The sequence below is a fragment of the Chloroflexota bacterium genome (assembly GCA_013152435.1).
Classification (GTDB): domain Bacteria; phylum Chloroflexota; class Anaerolineae; order DUEN01; family DUEN01; genus DUEN01.
In genome coordinates this window covers 16,048-32,543 of sequence record JAADGJ010000009.1, presented here as the reverse complement: position 1 = coordinate 32,543, position 16,496 = coordinate 16,048, and the positions used below count along the sequence as shown (strand labels likewise).

Below are 16,496 nucleotides of genomic sequence, written 5' to 3'. Positions count from 1 at the left end.
GTCGTGTGGGTGCCTGGTCCGCAGGAGGATTCCTGATGATTCGCCCCCTTTTCCCCCCTTTTTGTTGTAAACGTATTTCAGGACTTGACATGGTGTCTTTCTCCCCAGACATCTTCGGGATCCACATCCGTAGTGTAGCATAGGGGGAGGGAATGATCAACAAGCGCTGCGGCTCCGGCGATCGGGGCGAATTCACCTTGCCTGTGCCTGGCCATGCCTTTGGGGGGAACCTCGCCTGGCTGGCCGGGGGATGTGGATGCCCGGTCGCCGAACACAAAGGCGGGGCTCTCAAGGCCCCGCCTCGTGTATGCCTTTCATCGCTTTGCTGTAGGTCGTTACTCTTCCTCGCCTATCTTGTGACACGCCTGGCATGGCATGTCAGGCGGCACGGTGAGCATCGCGGCGGGCGTCTCGTTCCCCTCGGAAGAGGTCTCGCCCGGTTGATGGCACATCTGGCAGGTGTCGGCCGAGCGGCCCTCGTGGTCGGCCGGTGCGGGCTTCAGGGCGCTATCTATGGCGTGGCAGAGGAGGCAATCCTCCCGTCCCTCCACCGGGTGCGGGATGCTCAGCGGCGCGCCGATCGTCCCGGGCGTCTCTTCCTGGCTCGTTGGTGTGGGGGCCTCCTCAGCCTCTTCGGCCTTGTGGCACATCTGGCAGGTATCAGCCGAGCGGCCCTCGTGGTCGGCCGGTGCGGGTTTCAGGGCGCTGTCTGTGGCGTGGCAAAGGAGGCAATCCTCCCGCCCCTCCACCGGATGCGGGATGCTCAGCGGCGCACGGGTTGCCTCGGGCGCTGCCGGGGTAGGTGTGGGAGCCTCCTCGGCCTCCTCAGCCTCTTCGGCCTTGTGGCACATCTGGCAGGTGTCGGCGGAGCGGCCCTCGTGGTCGGCCGGTGCGGGCTTCAAGGAGCTATCTATGGCGTGGCAGAGGAGGCAATCCTCCCGCCCTTCCACCGGGTGCGGGATGCTCAGCGGCGCGCCGGCCGCCTTGGGGGCTGTTGGCGTGGGTTTGGGTGCCGGCTCCTGGCCCTCGGGCGTGGGCGTCTCGGCCCCCTCAGCCTTATGGCATGCGGAGCACGTATCCGGCGTGCGTCCCTCGTGATCGGCTGGCGCCGGCATGATCGAATGCTCCACGGCGTGGCAGAGGGTGCAGTCCTCTCGCCCTTCCAGTGTGTGCGGGATGATCGGGATCCCCTGCCGGGCCTCTCGCGTGGGCGTCGGCGAGGGTCCCGGAGCTCCTGGCCCCTGCTTCAACGCGTGGCAGTTCACGCACATGGTCTGGTCGAAGCCTGTGTGGCTCTGTGGATATGGCCGCACCTTGCCCAACCCGTGGCAGATCTCGCAGTTGGTGCGTGGCTCCACCAGATGCGGGATCTCCCGCGGCACACCGGTGGTCCCGGACTCTCGTAAGGGCTCCAGCAGGGCGCGGAGGGCCGGCGCGTCCAACCCTACGTACTTCCACTTTATGCCGTGGCATGCGCTGTTGGAGCAGAAGCTGGAGTTATCCGCGCCCCCGGGGTTCGCGATGTCATGGCAGTTGGCACATGTCTCGTTGAACTCGAAGCGGTGCCGGGCCAGCCATTGCGTATCCTGATGGGACTTTGGCTCGTCGGATCGCTCCACCGGGATCTTGGGAGGCGGATCCCCCGGTCTTGCCACCTGTGGGATCGAGTGGCAGATGTTGCACTCCAGCCGGATGGCCGTCTGCTTGTCGCTGATATGTTTGCCATCGTGGCAGCGGAAGCAGCCGGGGAAATCCGTGTGCCCGACATTATCCGGATGGGTTTCCCATCCCACGTCCATCTCGGGGAAGACGGTCTCCTCGTAGATGCGCTTCAACTCGGCAATGGCCTGCCTCAGCTTCTCCTGGTTTTTGGGGTTGTTGTACCACTTCGGGTAATTGGTGCGATACCAGTCCTCCAACCGTTGAATGGCGGCCGTCGCCTCGTCGTGGTTGGCGTACGGCTCGCTGAGCACTTCCACCCCCTTCCGCTTGATGTAGGGGATGGTGCGGTCGATCTGGCGGCGGGATAGCGCCCAGTCCAGCGCTCGCTCAGGGGACCGGAATTTGTGCGAGATGCGGTTGTGGCAGTCGATACAATCCATGCGATGCAGCTTTTCGCTGTTCTGCTCCACGAAATCGGGCGGGAGCTCAACGGAGACATCGAAGTACTCGGTGACTTCGCCGTTATCGTCCACCTGGCGCACGTAGGGGATCTTCTGTCTCAGCTCATCCGTGGCGATGTAGTACACCTCGTTTTCGATGTGCCAGTGGATGCCTCTCCCCAGGCCCTCTCGTTTGCTGCCGCCGCCCGTTTTCATCACGAGGTAGATGCGTGTCTCACTATTTTGTTCGTCGGTGTCGTACCGCCGAATGACTCGCAGGCTGTCATCGGAGAACTTCTCCGGGTTATGGCATTTCTCACAGGTATATCGGGCGGGTCGCAAGCTCTTTACATAAATGGGCGTCTCGTAGTTCTTCGTCAGCGCGAAGATGACATGCCGAATCTCCTTGACCTTGCGCGGGACCGTGGTCAGCACGCTTTCCACCCCCAGGTGGCAGTCCACGCAGGGGACGCGTGCGTGGGGCGAGATCTGATAGGCCTTATACTCCGGCGGCATAGCATGGCATGTGGTGCCACAGAATTGGGAGCTGTTCGTGTACTCCCAGACCGTGACCCCGCCGGCGAATACCAGTGAACCGAGCACGATAGCGGCGATGCTGCTAAATAAGTACAGATATCCGCGATGCGATTTTAACCACGCGAAGGCTTGCCCCACTTTTCTCCCTCGTTTACGTTGGTTTGATAGGAAAGCAAACACTGCAAGTGGTCGTCGAGTCCCGTGCGAGGGCGGCTAGTTGTTCGGCGCGCCGGCCTCGATCCAGGCTCGTACGATGGCTAGCTCTTCTTCGGTCAGCAGTGTCGGGTGCTCGCTCAGCATCTTTTGCACCAACAGGCTTTTGTCCGGCTGCCCGGGCACGATCACGGGGCCGTGTTCGCTTCCCTGCATAAGGCCCTCATAGGTGGTCATGTGAAGGCCGGCGATCCCGCCGTGGCATACGACGCATTTGGCCTGGAGGATCGGGAGGACCGCTGTCTGAAAGCTGGGCACCGAGGCAGGTTGCGTCGTGGGCAACACGCGCTCGTTCCCCGTCAATGGATGGCACTTCAGACACGTCTCATTCCCCCGGCCCGCGTGGTCTGTAGGGAATGGCTTCATGGCCCCCTGGCCGTGGCATAGCACGCAGTTCTCCCGTTGGGTTAAGACGTGCGGGATAGGCACCCCGGGGAGCACCGGGAAGGAGGTGGGAGTGAACGTTGGCTTCGGCATCGGTGTAGGCGTGGCGGTCGCGGTCGGCGTGGCGGTGGGGGTTGGCGTCGCCGGCGCATAGGCTACCACCGTCACGCGTCGCGGCAGGGTGGTGATGGCCGTCTCCTCGAAGGTGACGAACTCATAGAGGCCGAAGAGGAGCACCGCCGACATGATGCCGGCGACCGGGATGTACAGATGCTCGCGGCGCCGTCGCGTCTCCTCATCGGGAGGGGTAGGCACCTGGCCCGCTTTGATGCGCTCCAGCTCCAGAGGATGCTCTTCCTCCATCTCCTCCTCGGTCAGCTTGCCGGTGAAGATGCTCTTGTTGAAGTGCTTGATGTGGGCGTGGTATGTGTGCCATGTGAGGATCGTCAAGACGGCCAGGATCGCCTCGCCGCCATGAGCCGCCTTGGCTGCCGGGATGACCTCCCCAGGTAGGAAGCGTGTGGTGGTGATGGGATTCCACATCATGAAACCGGTGATGGCCATGATGAGGGTTCCCCACACCACACCCCAGTATTCGAGCTTTTCGTGGTAGGTGTAGCGATCCATGGGGGGCGGTTTCTTGGCCAGCCCCAGGAGATAGCGAAACTCATCGATCATGTCCAACAGATCCCTGGGGTGGGGCAGGATGGCGGGGGGCACCCGGAGGACGAAGAGCCGATAGCCGATCGCCACGACGTGGAAGATGCTGCCCAACAGCAGCACGACGGCGGCCGCGTGATGGATCTGGCGAACCGTCTCGATGCCGCCCATCCATCCGATCATCGTCTCCGCCCAATTGTGTCCCACGTACTTCTGTGGGAGGCCCGTGATCGCCAGCGCGGTGAAGGAGAGCATGAGCACAAAGTGCTCTATCCGCTGCGTCGCTGTGAATCGCTGGTACGTCCGTTGCTCTCTGTGCTCCATACCTAAGCCCCTCTTCGTGCGAATCGCTTCAGGATGCGGTGGGTCGCATCGAGCAGGATGTAGATGAGAAAGAACCCGATCAGCGAGGGAATGAGGATGTTGTAGAAGAGGTTTACGTAGTAGACCAGCGGATATCGATCAGGGCTGGCGCGATAGTGTCCTACCCAGGCTGTCGGGAAGTTCGCTGTCGCGTCGGGATGGCATTGCCGACACGTGCGCAGCAGGTTCTCTTTCACGACGGTAGCTTCCGGATCCGTCACCTTCTTGATGTCGTGGATCCCGTGGCAATCGTAGCAGACGGCTTTGTTCGTCGGATGATCGGGCGCTTGTTTGACGAACAGCTCTACCGTGGTGCCATGGAAATCGGCGACGTAGGTATCCAAGACATCGGTGGAGATCCCGTATTTGTCCATGCGCTCAGGGTCGGTATGGCAGTTCGCGCAGATCTGCGGCGACTTGAGACGAAACTCCGCCGTGCGTGGGTCGTCCATGTGATGCACTCCGTGGCAATCCACGCATGTTGGCACGTCCGGATTCCTCTCCTCCATGAGCGCTGCGCCGTGGACGCTCTCCTTGTATTGGTTGTAAATGATGGAGTGGCATTTTGAGCATGTCTGAGCGATCTTGGAGCGTGGCTCGTCGGGCGGGGTGACATCGTGATACCCGTGGCAGTCAGTGCAGACGGGAGCGTTTCGGTCCCCACCGGCCAGCAGGCGGGCGTGGACGCTATCCAGGGTGTCACGATATTGCTTTTCATGGCACTGCCGGCAGACGGTGTAGAGCCCTATGGACAGGTCCCGGCGGTCTACGGCGAACAGCGGTGGATGGGGATATCCGGAGATGTTCTCATGACAGGCCGTGCATTTCTGCTTCAGTCGGCCGTGGACGGAGGATCCGAACACTTCCGGGTCCACGTACAGGGATAGCTTCTCGCCGCTGGGCAGCTCCATCTCGAGGCTTGGGTTGCTGTGGCAGCCCAGGCAGACCGCGTTCTCATCGCCCCCTTGCCCCGCAGCATCGATGGTGAAGGGGGTCAGTAGCATCAGGGCCAGCAAGAGAATCGCTGCGTATTTGCATCGTCGCCGCCAAGGATTTACGAGCATGCCTCCTCCCCAGGGATGCGGTGGATCGGATATCGATCGCCTCTGATCTGCCCGGCCTCAGCCCAGATCCTTGTGGAAAAGGCCGAGAAAGACGGATACAGGCCAGGAGAGAGGGGCTCCCGTGGAGGGGATCCCTCCACGTCTTCCCCTGTGGGGCGTACGGTTGAGGGACGCCCTCGGACGCCTGGCCGATGAATGTTCCTTACATGCCAGATGGGCTCATTGTATCATTTGAATACTTATATGTGAAATGGGGCACGTCATATGTTCAAAGCTTAACATCTCAGAGTATGTCTAAGAGATACCGCCTAAGCTGTTGATAAGCCTCAAAGATACCAAAGCTCCTGATTTTGGGTAGGAACACGGCGGCGTCGTACCTCTACTGATCGACAAATACTCCGGCGATGGTGAATTCTAGGACGCTAATTGTAAGAAGCGGCCTCGATATGCTCCTTTTCATGCCCTTCGTGGTGTGTTTTTCAGACGCATTCTCAGACATCGGATAGTCGGAGATCCGTCCTCGGCCGAGATCTTACATCGTGTGATCACAGGTGCGGTGTGTTGAGGTAGAAGCTTGTAAGACAGGGGCATTTGTGCACCTGATCACTGTGTCACATTATACCAGAAGTGATATGAAAATGCTGAATCGGTAGGGCGCTGTGGGATTTTACACAAAGGGACGGACGGGAGCTGGTGTGGAGAGGAGGCGGATACGAAAAGGGCCTCCCCCTATGCGGGAGAGGCCCCTTGTGCTACGGATGAGGGTTACGGCCCCTCGTGATAGCCGATGGCTCGCTCACGTAGTTGCTCATCCGTCTTGGGAGTTGCCTGTCCGCCCTCCACGTGGCAATGTCGGCAGGCGAAGTCCAGCGAGATCTGCGACAAGGCCAGCTTGCCGTCCTCGGTGAACTGGTTCACCTGCTCCGGGTCGATGGCCATCATGTGAGTGCGGATGTCCCCGGTGAACTTATCCGGGTCGCCCCATGCGCTCTTTACGATACGCGGCATGTGGCAATCGACGCACTCCACTTTCATGGCCTTGTGCACATCGCTTTGGTTCTTGGCCTCCTTGAAGTGGCAGTTCTCGCACTGGATTCGCGTCGTCGGCTCGCCTGCCTTGCGCAGCTGCACGACGCCCTCATGCGGATCATGGCACACGACGCAGTCCAGGGCGATGTGCTTGCTCTGAAGCAGCTCTTCGTACTGCTCGTGGTGCTTGATGAATCCGCCCTTGGCGTCTACAGCCGTCGGATCGCCGCGCAGGTGGCACTCGCCACACTGTTCGGAATCCCGATCCACTTCCAGGCGCACGCCATACGGATTGGCCGCGTGGAGGCTGCCTGGGCCGTGGCATTCCTCGCACTTGATGCCAGGCTCGGCCCACGTGCCTACGATGCCGGGCATGTCATCCTGGTGGCCCTCAGGCTTATACCCGGTGGTGTGGCAGGGGCCGCAGTTGTACGGCTTCTCCTCCCCGGGGTGATAGGCAACCCAGCCGGCTTCCTTGCCCACGATGGGATTGGCGAAGTTGTACTGGGTGGTCGCGTTTTCATCGCCGGTGATGATGTAGCCTTCCTTGTCGATGAAGCGCGCCTTCCAGTTGTAGCCGCCGATGACATAGGAGATGTCATCCCACGTGTAGCCCTCCGGCGGGTTGGGCACCTCGGTAAACGGATAGTCGGGCGGCTGGCCGTTCACCACGGGGTTCAGCTTCCAGGCATGCCCGGAGCGCATGAACTTCTCATAGATCTCCTGATGGCAGGTACCACACGTTTCGGCCCCCACATATTCCGCGCCCGATGGTCCCGGAGGCCCTGGTGGTCCCTGCGGCCCCTGTGGACCTGGAGGCCCTTCTGGCCCGGGCGGCCCCTGTGGCCCGGCGGGACCCTGTGGCCCGGGCGGTCCTTCCGGTCCGGGCGGCCCGGCCTGGGCAGCGCATGCAGCTAGCACCAGCGCCAGTACCAGGAGACTGCCTACGAACAACACCGTTCTCCATCGTCTCCTCATGTCTGATTCTCCCTCCTTTCTGATGCGATTGGAGCCCCCCCGGTCAACTGCGAACCCACTGCGGGCGTTGAGCCCGCAGTGGGAACTCGCCGGTCTTGGGTTAGTCGATCAGTAGCGTGGCGTTGGGCACATCCTGGCCCGTCAGCTTTCGATACGAGAGCTGCAGCAAGGCCACGGAGCGCTTAAAGTTATGAGCTGCTGCCGCGCGCCCTTCTCCCTCGGGCACGACACCGATGACGAAGCGATAGTTGTAGATAGCCGCCTTCTGCTCCTCCGTCGCCTCGTCGGGTAGCTTGAAGTAGGGGTAGTGGTCCAGAGCAGGGATGCCGCTGGCGACGATCGCCTCCTTCAGCAGATCCAGCAACCCCTTGATCTCATCCTGCACACCTTCCACAGCGCCGTCTCCGTCGTAATCGGCCTCAGCCGGGAAGTTGAAGGTCTCTATGCCCGCGTGACAGGTTTGGCAGACGGCCACATGTTCGAAGGTGCCGTCGGGGCTGACCATGTTGAAGCTGTGAGCGCCGACCAGGTTGTGGCCGGGCACCTGCAGGGATTCCTCTGTGTTACGATTCCCTCCCGGCGTCTCCGCCATATGGCAGGCCACACATGGACCTGGCTTGTAACCGCCGAACTGATCTGGGGTGGCCGCTACGCCGATGATCTTCCCGTGCGGTGAGTTCGGGAGCTCCTCGCCGAAATCGTAACCGCCCTGCCCCATGATGGCTTCCGCGGCCGCGCTGTAGTGCGGGAAGTGTGGCTTTTCCGCCAAGACTTCCTCCGCCGTCACTCGGGCGTTGTGGCATTCCATGCAGATGGCGGACAGCCCCGCGTCGGTGATCTCGATGGGGGCGCCCTTCACGGCGTCTACGACGCGCAATTGCCAGGGGTTCCCATTCCCATGGGGGTCATGGCAGGTTGCACATTCGATCGCGCCCACCTCCGCGCGGCGTTTCTCCTCAGGTACATCGTTGATGAAGTCCACGAACCCGCCCGGTGAGTGGCATCGCGCGCACGGCGCCCTTCCGTTGGGAGGACCCAGCGTGCCTGCCTGCGCGTGCTTGGCGTTGACCAATTGATCGCCTTTGACGTGGTAATGGCCGTCGTTATGGCATTGGTCACAGACGCCCGCGCTCAGGCTGCTGTCGATCTTGGCCTCATCCCCGTTGTGGGCGCTGCCGGGGCCGTGACAATTTTCGCACTGGATGTTGGCCAGATTCTTTAACTCCGGCGGCAGGGCGTCGTAGGTGCCTTCTACGCCGATCTCCTCGGGGAAGGTCCAGCCCAGCTTTTGTGCCACATCCGCGAAGCCTCCAGTCTCTGCTGTCGCTGCCGGATAGTATCCGACGGTGTGGCAGGAGATGCACCGGGGTCCGTAGAACCCGGTGGGGTTCTCGTCCAGGCTCCGCTGGAAGAAGGTCGCATGCCCCGTCTTTTCCCACGCGGCCGTTTGGTCAGCGTGACAGACTCGACACTGCGGCGGCGAAGCCTTCTCCCCATCCATACCGCCGACTCCCACATAGGTAGCCGCTTGCATGGTGATCTCGGCCGGAGCGCTTACGTTCCCTGCGCTATCCGTCACCGTCACCGTGATCACATAGGTTCCCTCTTGATCGGGGATAAAGACGGCGCTACCTTCCGGGATCCCTTTCTCCGCGTCGGCGGCCACCTCCTCCAGCGAGGCCGTTGACCCTTCTGGAGCGGCTAGTGTCCACTCATAGGAGGCGATGCTCGTCCCCTCAGCCAGGCCGACCGCGCCCGCGTGTAGGTATTGGGGTACCCCGGGAGGGACCACCTTGAGCCCGGTGGTGAAGAGCGCCATGGTTTCCCCTGTGTCGGCGATGGGGACCGTGATCCCCTGTACCGGGGCGATGGCCAGTATCTCCAATGTGGCGGTGAAAGGCTTCGCCGCCACTGGCGTTGGCGTCGGCGGTACCGGCGTCGGCGTTGGAGGTATCGGCGTTGGTGTGGGGGGTACCGGCGTCGGTGTAGGCGGCACAGGAGTTGGTGTAGGTGGAATGGGCGTTGGTGTGGGAGGCGCCGCTGTCGGCGTGGCCTCCTGGGCACACCCGACCACGAGTATACCGATGAGCAGCAGGCCAAATGCCGCAACGAACCATCTTCTCATCTTATCCTCCTCCTTTGCTTGAGAGCGCATCTAATGCTTGCGCCGGTCAGGCGCCTGAGGCACTTTACCGCGGCATCCTTCGTAGGGGGAGGCGTGGAGGGGATCCGAGCCTCCCCGTGATAGGAGCCGCGGAATTCCTTAGACACGCTCTGAGAGAACTCTTCGCTCGGCTTGGCCTTCTGGTCTCACACTCTCCTCATCACTGGGCGGCCTTCTCGCGCAGTTCCTCGGCCATTGCCCTGATCTCCGTCAAGCTCGCCTTCATCTCCGCCCAGCCGTACCAGAAGGTGTACTCCGGGTTCGCGTGGAAGGCTCCCTGGAAGGTGCGCATCCGATACTCCAGGAACATCTTGAAGAGCTCCTGCTCGATGGGATGGTTCACCTCGTAGAACGTCAGCAGGTCCGGATAGTCGTATGCGAAGTGCTCGGGCCGCTCCAGGAGACCATCCTCGTAAAGCTTGGCCACGATTCGGATGGCCTCTGCCATAAGGCGGTCGGCCTCGCGAATCATGTCATCGCCCTTCTTCAGCTCAGCTTCCGCGAAGGGCTCAGAGTGGCACTCGCTACAGGTCGCCAGCATCTTCTGGCGCTCGGCCTGCCAGGCTTCCTCGGTCAGGCGCGCCACGTCCGCGGCCTTGACGACGTCGAGCCGCCCCGTTGGATTCCCTTCCGGATCGAGCACGCCCAGGGCCTTCAGGATCGTCACCCGATCATCCGCCCATTGGGGATCCTCGGGTAGCGGCAGGCGTACCGCCAGGAAGCCCCACGCCGTGCGAACCTCATGATCGCCGCCTTGCATGTGGCAGTCCTGGCAACTCGGGGCGGCGGCATCCTCCGGCAGCACCCCCTGGCGCTTGAGCAGGAACCGCACGCCGTGCTTGGAGGTCTGCCACATCTCCCACTGCGGATGGTCGAAGCCCATATGGCAGGTGGCACAGGCTTCCGGTTGACGCGCCTCGGCGACGGAGAAGGCGTGTCGCGTATGGCAGGAGTCACATGAGGCCACGCCGTGGATCTCGCCGGCCTCTTGCATCGCCTGGATCTCCTCCTCCGTCTTCAGGCCGATCTTATGGCAGCTGCCGCATCCTTTCTTCCCCTCGATCAGCGCCATGGGCTGCATGTGAGTGGTGGGCATGGCGTTCATGGCTGCCCAGGCGATGGCGTGCTTGCCCTCCTTGAACTGGGCGACCTGGGTCGGATGGCAGGCCCCGCAGACGTCAGGCGTGGGGATCCTCACCTGGGCCACGTCCTCGGCGCTCATGTGCTTGGAGCCGTGGCAGCTCGCGCACTGGATGCCGGCCGTGTACATCTTGCCCTGCTGGTAGTCTCGCACGATCCCTGGCGTCACTTCTCGGTGGCACTCCGTGCAGGCGTCGTCCTCTATGACGACTTTCTCCTCCGCCACGGCCTCTTCTTCCGCCGGGGGTGACGCGGGGGATTCGGCGGAAGTGACCTGTGTGGGGGATGGCATCGCGGGAGGCGTGAGGATGGGCGCACACCCGGTGACGATCAGGACGAGGAATAGCAGCAGTGTGAGGCTAGCCGCTATGATGGCGATCTTGTTCATCTCCGTTCCTCCACCATTGAGCTTTGAGATTGAGTTGGCGAATCCGTCGTTGTTGGGAAACCCATCATAGGAGCTGTCCAGGAGAGAACATGTCTGAGTGCATGATCTCCGGCCTGGATTTCAAAGGGGCGTCCTTTCCCCTATGTCGGACGGTTGCGAAGAGGATGCTGTGGCAGGCCTCCTGGTCCTCCTCCATGACAATATCCTGACCAAGGTGACTTGCAGACGTTTGAGCGATGCCGGCCCCTTGCCGGATTCATCGCGAGGAAATCACAGGGATAAAGATAAAACCTATGAACATTCTAGCTCAAAGTGGAAGGGGTGTCAATATGAACAATTTCACATTTTACGCGATACTCACAATTCGATGCTCTCCCTTATGGGTGTTGCCAAGGCAGGGGCGATTCATGGATCATTTCTGCCCGCAGGTAAGCAGCGGATTACGCAAACGTGACCCTGCATCCCCGCGGTGGCGGAGGGGCCGCCGCTCTCCCAGGGATCTCTTCTCCAAACTGGGTCTTGGTTAGGGGGCACGACGCCGCCGTGTCCTGTCCGCATCAGCTGAACAGCATGGGCGAGGCCCCCGGCCTGTCGCTTTTTCTCCCTCCACGGGCGGTCGCACCTGAAAGGGGAGGCGCGGAGGGGAAGCCCCTCCGCAGAAAAACTCTTTTTCTCGCTTTTTCCCTGCCTGGTTGGGGCTTTGGCGGTAGCCTCCGGCCCCACGGGGCAGGTGAGGGGCTGGAAATAGAGTTCTTCGGAGGGGCTACCGCCCCTCCGATCCACCCCAGAGATGCGGGGCCACGCTTCTGCACGCTTAACTTGATGCCAATGGGGTACGGCCTAAGGGCGGGAGAAGGGACACACGAGGTCGGTCACGCCTCGCGCGGTCAATTGAGGGCGCGAAACATCGAGGGGGTTGCCGAGGGGAGTCTTGGTGAAGGTGAGCTGGCTCCCGGCCGCGTCCAGAGCGCGCGGCTGGGAGTTCTGCGTTATGGCGGGTAGTTATAGTTCGCTCTGTAGCGCTTGGGGCCCGGATGACACGTGGCCCAGCAGGTGCCTCTCTGCCCGTCCGCCGCAGCTGTCCATCCCTCTATGAAGGCCCCGTTCATGAACCTCTTGCCCAGCGGCGTGCTCCCATACTTCCCCACGCCGCGGTTGGTCCCGTGCAGGCCGCCCAGGGTATCCCCTCCGTGGCAGTTCATGCACCAGATCCCCCATGGGTTGGTCCCCCAGGAGCCGGACAGCTGGGTGTGCGGCATGGGGCCGGGATGGGAGAAGCGGCTGTAGGATCGGTAAGGCGGTTTTCTGAGATCCACGTCGCCGTAGACATCGCGGCGATGGCAATTGTAGCAGAAGACCTCCGAGGAGCCCTGGCCGGTTTCGTTGCGGCGCAGGATCCAGGGGCGATCGGAGCCGTGCGGCCCTTTTGCTCCGGACCCGCCATGGCAATCGCTGCATTGGACCGTGCTTCGCGGCCCCCAGGAGGACGTGAACGTCAGGGCGAAGTAGGGATTGGCCGTGCCTGGTTGATTCCGGCCGGGCGCCTCCACCGCGTGGTGGGCATAGTTGTTCGGGTTGAACTCCACGGAGGTGTCCGTGCCGGTCCCCACGGAGCTCCACGAGGAGTGGCACTTAAAGCAGAGCTCGTACTCGTACGTGATGGGATCAGCCAGGCTATACGTGGGCGTGGTTCCGCCGGGGCCGTTGCTCACCTGGATCCCCCGCACGCCCTGGAGGACGCCGCTGGCGTAGTTGCTCCCCTCCGCGTGGGATCCGACGGCCGAGTCGTGCGGGTTGTGGCAGTCTTCGCACTCCACGTGGCGATTGGCGCCGCTGAAGCGATCGGGCGTGATCTCCCCCGCCTGATGGACGTGGGTGGTGGCGTCGATGGGGTGTCGATAAGGCTGCTGGAATTGCGCGTATATGTTCGTGCTGGCCCCTGTGCCGTCATGGCAGCTCAGGCACAGCGCCTCCTCTGGCCACGCGCGGCGAAGGTCCGGACCGCTCGCGGTGTGGAAGCGGTGGCACCCCGCGCAGGCGTCGGTCGTGGAGGAATAGGGTGTGCTGTTGTTGTGTGCCGGCGGGCCGGGGGTGGGCTGAGGTGGTGGTGCCGGCCCCGGTATGACGGTCACCTCCGGTGTTGGGGTGGGGGTGACGGTGGGTGTTGGCGATGGTGTGGCCGTGGGCGATGGTGTGGGCGTCATGGTAGGCGTGACGGAGACGCTGGCCGTGGGCGTGGGCGAGACGGTGGCGGTGGTGGTGATGGTGGCCGTGGGTGTCATCGTCGGCGTCATGGTCAGGGTAGGTGTATCCGTTGGCGTTGGTGTCGGTGTGTCCGTCGGCGCGGGCGTGAAGGTGGCCGTAAACGTGGCGGTCGGCGTCGGCGTAGGTGTCGGGGTGGGCACGATGGTATACCGCAGGCGCAGGCGGGGCTGGTAGTCTGGGTTGGCGTGTTCGCGGGAGGCGAAGTAGTAGGCGACCTTGCCGCTGCCGGTGGCGCGCAGTTGGAGGCCGTGGTTTTGGGTGGGTTGGTCGACCCAGTTTTGGACCAGGGGTTGGATGTTGATGGAGACGAAGCCCTGGGGTTGGTTGATCTGGACGGAAGCGACGGGGGAGCTGGCGCGGTCGACGTCTGGGGCGCTGGCGCCGGCCTGGCCCCAGGGGTCGTTGGATTGGGCCTGGTTCCAGTTGGCCTGGTATTCGTTCCAGGGGCGGAGCATGGCGTAGGCTTCCAGGGTGATGGCGTTGTGGTTGGTGCGGCTATCCTGGAACAGGAGGAGTTCCGCCTGCTGGATGACGGAGCCGGGCGGGAGGCTGCTCAGGTCGAAGTAGAGGAGGGCGTGCATGGCGTCCTGGGTGCGGACGCGGAAGGTGGTGTCGCCTCCATAGTTGGAGCCCGGGGAGTAGGCGCTGATATAGGTGTCGGCCGCCGCGATCAGCTCCATGTCAAACACCGGCGTGGGCGTCGGTGACGGAGTCTCCGTGGGCGTGGGGGACGGCGTGGGTGTGTTCGTCGGCGTGGGCGACGGCGTCGATGTAGGCGTGGGCGTGGAGGTCGGCGTAGGCGTTGGCGTCCACGTCTCGGTCGGCGTAGGGGTCAGGGTCGCCGTTGGGGTGGCGCTGGGCGTCGGCGTCGGTGTGACCGTGGGCGTCGCCGTTGGCGTGGCGCTGGGTGTCGGCGATGGCGTATCCCCCGCCGCGGGAGTGCTCGTGGGCGTGGGGGTATCCGCCGGTGTGCTGGTAGGCGTCGGCGAAGGCGTAGGCGTCGGCGTATCGCTAGGCGTCGACGAGGGCGTCAACGGAGTGGATGCCGTCGGTGTCGGTGTGAAAGTCGGCGTAGGCGTTGGCGTCCACGTCTCGGTCGGCGTAGGAGTCGGCGTCGGCGGGGCCGAAAGCGTCGGCGTAGGCGTCGGCGATGGAGTCAGTGTGTCCGTCGGCGTGGGCGATGCGGTCGGCGTGTCCGTCGGTTGTGGGGCCGCCGTAGGCGTATCCGTGGGCGTCTCTGTCGGCGTGCTGGTTGGTGTCGGCGGCTCGGTCGGTGTCTCCGTCGGTGTGGGGGACGGCGTTTCCGTGGGCGTCGGCGTACTGGTGGCTGTGGAAGAGGGCGTCGGTGTCGGCGTGTCCGTGGGCTTGGGATGGGAGGGACCCACCGGCGGCAGAAGCGTCGGAGTGCGCGCGGCCGCGTGGACGGGGGTGGTCTCGCCCCCGCCGCTTGCCCAGACGCAGAACAGGAGAAGGAGGATCCCGATGATGGATCCCCACATCCCCCATGATGCGTTTCTGCCGATCTGCAGCTTGCGATTCAACGGATGCCGGCTCCTGACGCTTCTGTCTGGCGATCGCTCAACCCCGGACCGGACGTCCCTGGCGGTCCTTACGGGTTCTCGACGATCCCTCCTGGGTGGCAACGGCTGCACAGGATGTTCTGATGACAGGTATAGCAAACCTGATCCCCCCGCCTGCGGTATTCATCCGCGTGAGTAAACAGCATGTCCGGCGGGTGGGAGAGGTTATGGCACGCTTTGTTATTGCAGAAGGCCTGCCCGTGGCAGACGTAGCACTCCGCCTGTTGCGCCGGGGATATGGAGCGGTGCTCCACTGTCCAGCGGAAATCGGAGTGGGAGTCCGGAATCGGCCCGACGATGACGGGCGCTTCTACGAGCAGGTCGCTGCCGCGACTGACGATGGGAACGGTATGACACAAATTGCATTTGACGGCGATCGTATCGATGGCCTTACCCGACTCATCCGTGCTCACGTGCTTCCCATCATGGCAGCGGAAGCAGCCGGGAAACGGCGTGTGTCGCTCGTTGTTGGGGTTGGTCTGCCAGTTTAGCCCGATCTCTGGGAAGTTCGTCTGCGCGTAGATCCGCTTCAGCTCGGCGAGGGCGGACTCAATGTCCTTGCGGCGATTGGTGTAGACCGCCGGATAGCCCACCCGATAGAAGTCCATCAATCCGTCGATGGCCTCATAGGCCTCGTTCAGGCTGGAGTAGAGCGGCTTCAGGACCTCCACCGCCTTTGCCCGGATGTAAGGCAGGTCCGCTGGTATGCGCCCTGTGCTGATGGCTTCGTCCACCATCTCCTCTGGCGTGGGGATGTAGTGCGCCGTGCGGTTGTGGCAATCGATGCAGTCCATCTCACGCACCAGCCCCTTCTTCCTCGCCTCCTCCACAAAGGAGGTCTGAGCCATGAGGAGCACATCCCGGGCGAAGTACTCCTTCATCGTTCCATCTTTCTGTTCCACACCCACCCACAAGATCACCTGGCGTTGTTCATCGGAGGCGATGTAATAAACCGGGTTGGTGATGTGCCAGTGAATCCCCTGGCTGATGCCCGTGCTCTCCTGGTATCCGCCCATCTTCAGGATCAAGGTGGATTGCACGGGGGTGTTTGCCTCGTCGTTATCGTAATGCAGGATGGTTTTGATGATGTTGTCTTTGAATAGCGTAGGCGTGTGGCATTCCTCGCACGTCTCACGCGCCGGTCGCAGGTCATGGACCGGGCTCTTGATGGGGCGGCTGTATGTGTTGGCGAGCACGGCATAGACCTGTTTGAGCCCATCGATCTTGGACTTGATGAAGAACGAGGCTCCCGGGCCGATATGGCACTTGGCGCATTCCACGTTGGCGTGCGGGGAGCGCTGATAGCGGGCGAATTGCGAGACCATTGGGTGACAGACGGTGCCGCAAAATTCGGAGCTTTCCGTGTAGTGGTACACCTCGTAGCCGCTGAAGAGGAAGGCGAAGCCCACCAGGATGAGAGCGACGAATCCCAGGAACAGGTTGCGTCGGTGTTCGGGTCGTGTGAGATCAACGGTGAAGCGGGATGGGATCCTCAATCGACGAGCCTGTCGAATGCCGGCCGCTTGTCCTCTCTGGAGGAATGGGATCAGGCGTCGTCTTTTCTTCGATGGTTGGTGGGCTTCGTTCATGAAGAGCGTCTCCCGAGATCCAAGAACGGGTGCTGTGGCT

At 62.6% G+C, this 16,496-nt stretch carries 8 protein-coding genes; all 8 read right to left on the bottom strand.

Annotated elements, in window-relative coordinates; genetic code table 11:
• Window positions 1-335: 335 nt before the first annotated feature.
• Window positions 336-2,705: a hypothetical protein gene (locus tag GXP39_00840; GenBank protein ID NOZ26584.1), complete on the bottom strand. Its 2,370-nt coding sequence runs from the start codon at window positions 2,703-2,705 to the stop codon at window positions 336-338.
• Window positions 2,706-2,852: 147 nt separating this feature from the next.
• Complete coding sequence (locus GXP39_00835; GenBank protein ID NOZ26583.1) at window positions 2,853-4,220, bottom strand: hypothetical protein; 1,368 nt, start codon at window positions 4,218-4,220, stop codon at window positions 2,853-2,855.
• Window positions 4,221-4,222: 2 nt separating this feature from the next.
• On the bottom strand, window positions 4,223-5,323 hold the full coding sequence (locus GXP39_00830; protein ID NOZ26582.1) for a cytochrome C: 1,101 nt from the start codon (window positions 5,321-5,323) through the stop codon (window positions 4,223-4,225).
• Between the two features lie 765 nt (window positions 5,324-6,088).
• Window positions 6,089-7,330 carry a hypothetical protein gene (locus GXP39_00825; protein NOZ26581.1) on the bottom strand — a complete coding sequence of 414 codons (1,242 nt, stop codon included), beginning with the start codon at window positions 7,328-7,330 and terminating at the stop codon, window positions 6,089-6,091.
• Window positions 7,331-7,430: 100 nt separating this feature from the next.
• Entirely contained in the window at window positions 7,431-9,455 is a 2,025-nt protein-coding gene (locus GXP39_00820) for a hypothetical protein (protein NOZ26580.1), read from the bottom strand.
• A gap of 199 nt (window positions 9,456-9,654) precedes the next feature.
• Complete coding sequence (locus tag GXP39_00815; protein ID NOZ26579.1) at window positions 9,655-10,926, bottom strand: cytochrome C; 1,272 nt, start codon at window positions 10,924-10,926, stop codon at window positions 9,655-9,657.
• A 1,085-nt stretch (window positions 10,927-12,011) separates the two neighbouring features.
• On the bottom strand, window positions 12,012-14,828 hold the full coding sequence (locus tag GXP39_00810) for a DNRLRE domain-containing protein (GenBank protein ID NOZ26578.1): 2,817 nt from the start codon (window positions 14,826-14,828) through the stop codon (window positions 12,012-12,014).
• Between the two features lie 68 nt (window positions 14,829-14,896).
• Window positions 14,897-16,456, bottom strand: a complete 1,560-nt coding sequence (locus tag GXP39_00805; GenBank protein NOZ26577.1) for a cytochrome C — start codon at window positions 16,454-16,456, stop codon at window positions 14,897-14,899.
• Window positions 16,457-16,496: the final 40 nt, after the last annotated feature.

Bases quoted from the DNA above. Each gene is read 5' to 3' on its own strand.
- GXP39_00815 (NOZ26579.1), bottom strand. From the start codon at position 10,926: ATGCCATCCCCCACACAGGTCACTTCCGCCGAATCCCCCGCGTCACCC.
- GXP39_00835 (NOZ26583.1), bottom strand. From the start codon at position 4,220: ATGGAGCACAGAGAGCAACGGACGTACCAGCGATTCACAGCGACGCAG.
- GXP39_00820 (NOZ26580.1), bottom strand. From the start codon at position 9,455: ATGAGAAGATGGTTCGTTGCGGCATTTGGCCTGCTGCTCATCGGTATA.
- GXP39_00825 (NOZ26581.1), bottom strand. From the start codon at position 7,330: ATGAGGAGACGATGGAGAACGGTGTTGTTCGTAGGCAGTCTCCTGGTA.
- GXP39_00830 (NOZ26582.1), bottom strand. From the start codon at position 5,323: ATGCTCGTAAATCCTTGGCGGCGACGATGCAAATACGCAGCGATTCTC.
- GXP39_00805 (NOZ26577.1), bottom strand. From the start codon at position 16,456: ATGAACGAAGCCCACCAACCATCGAAGAAAAGACGACGCCTGATCCCA.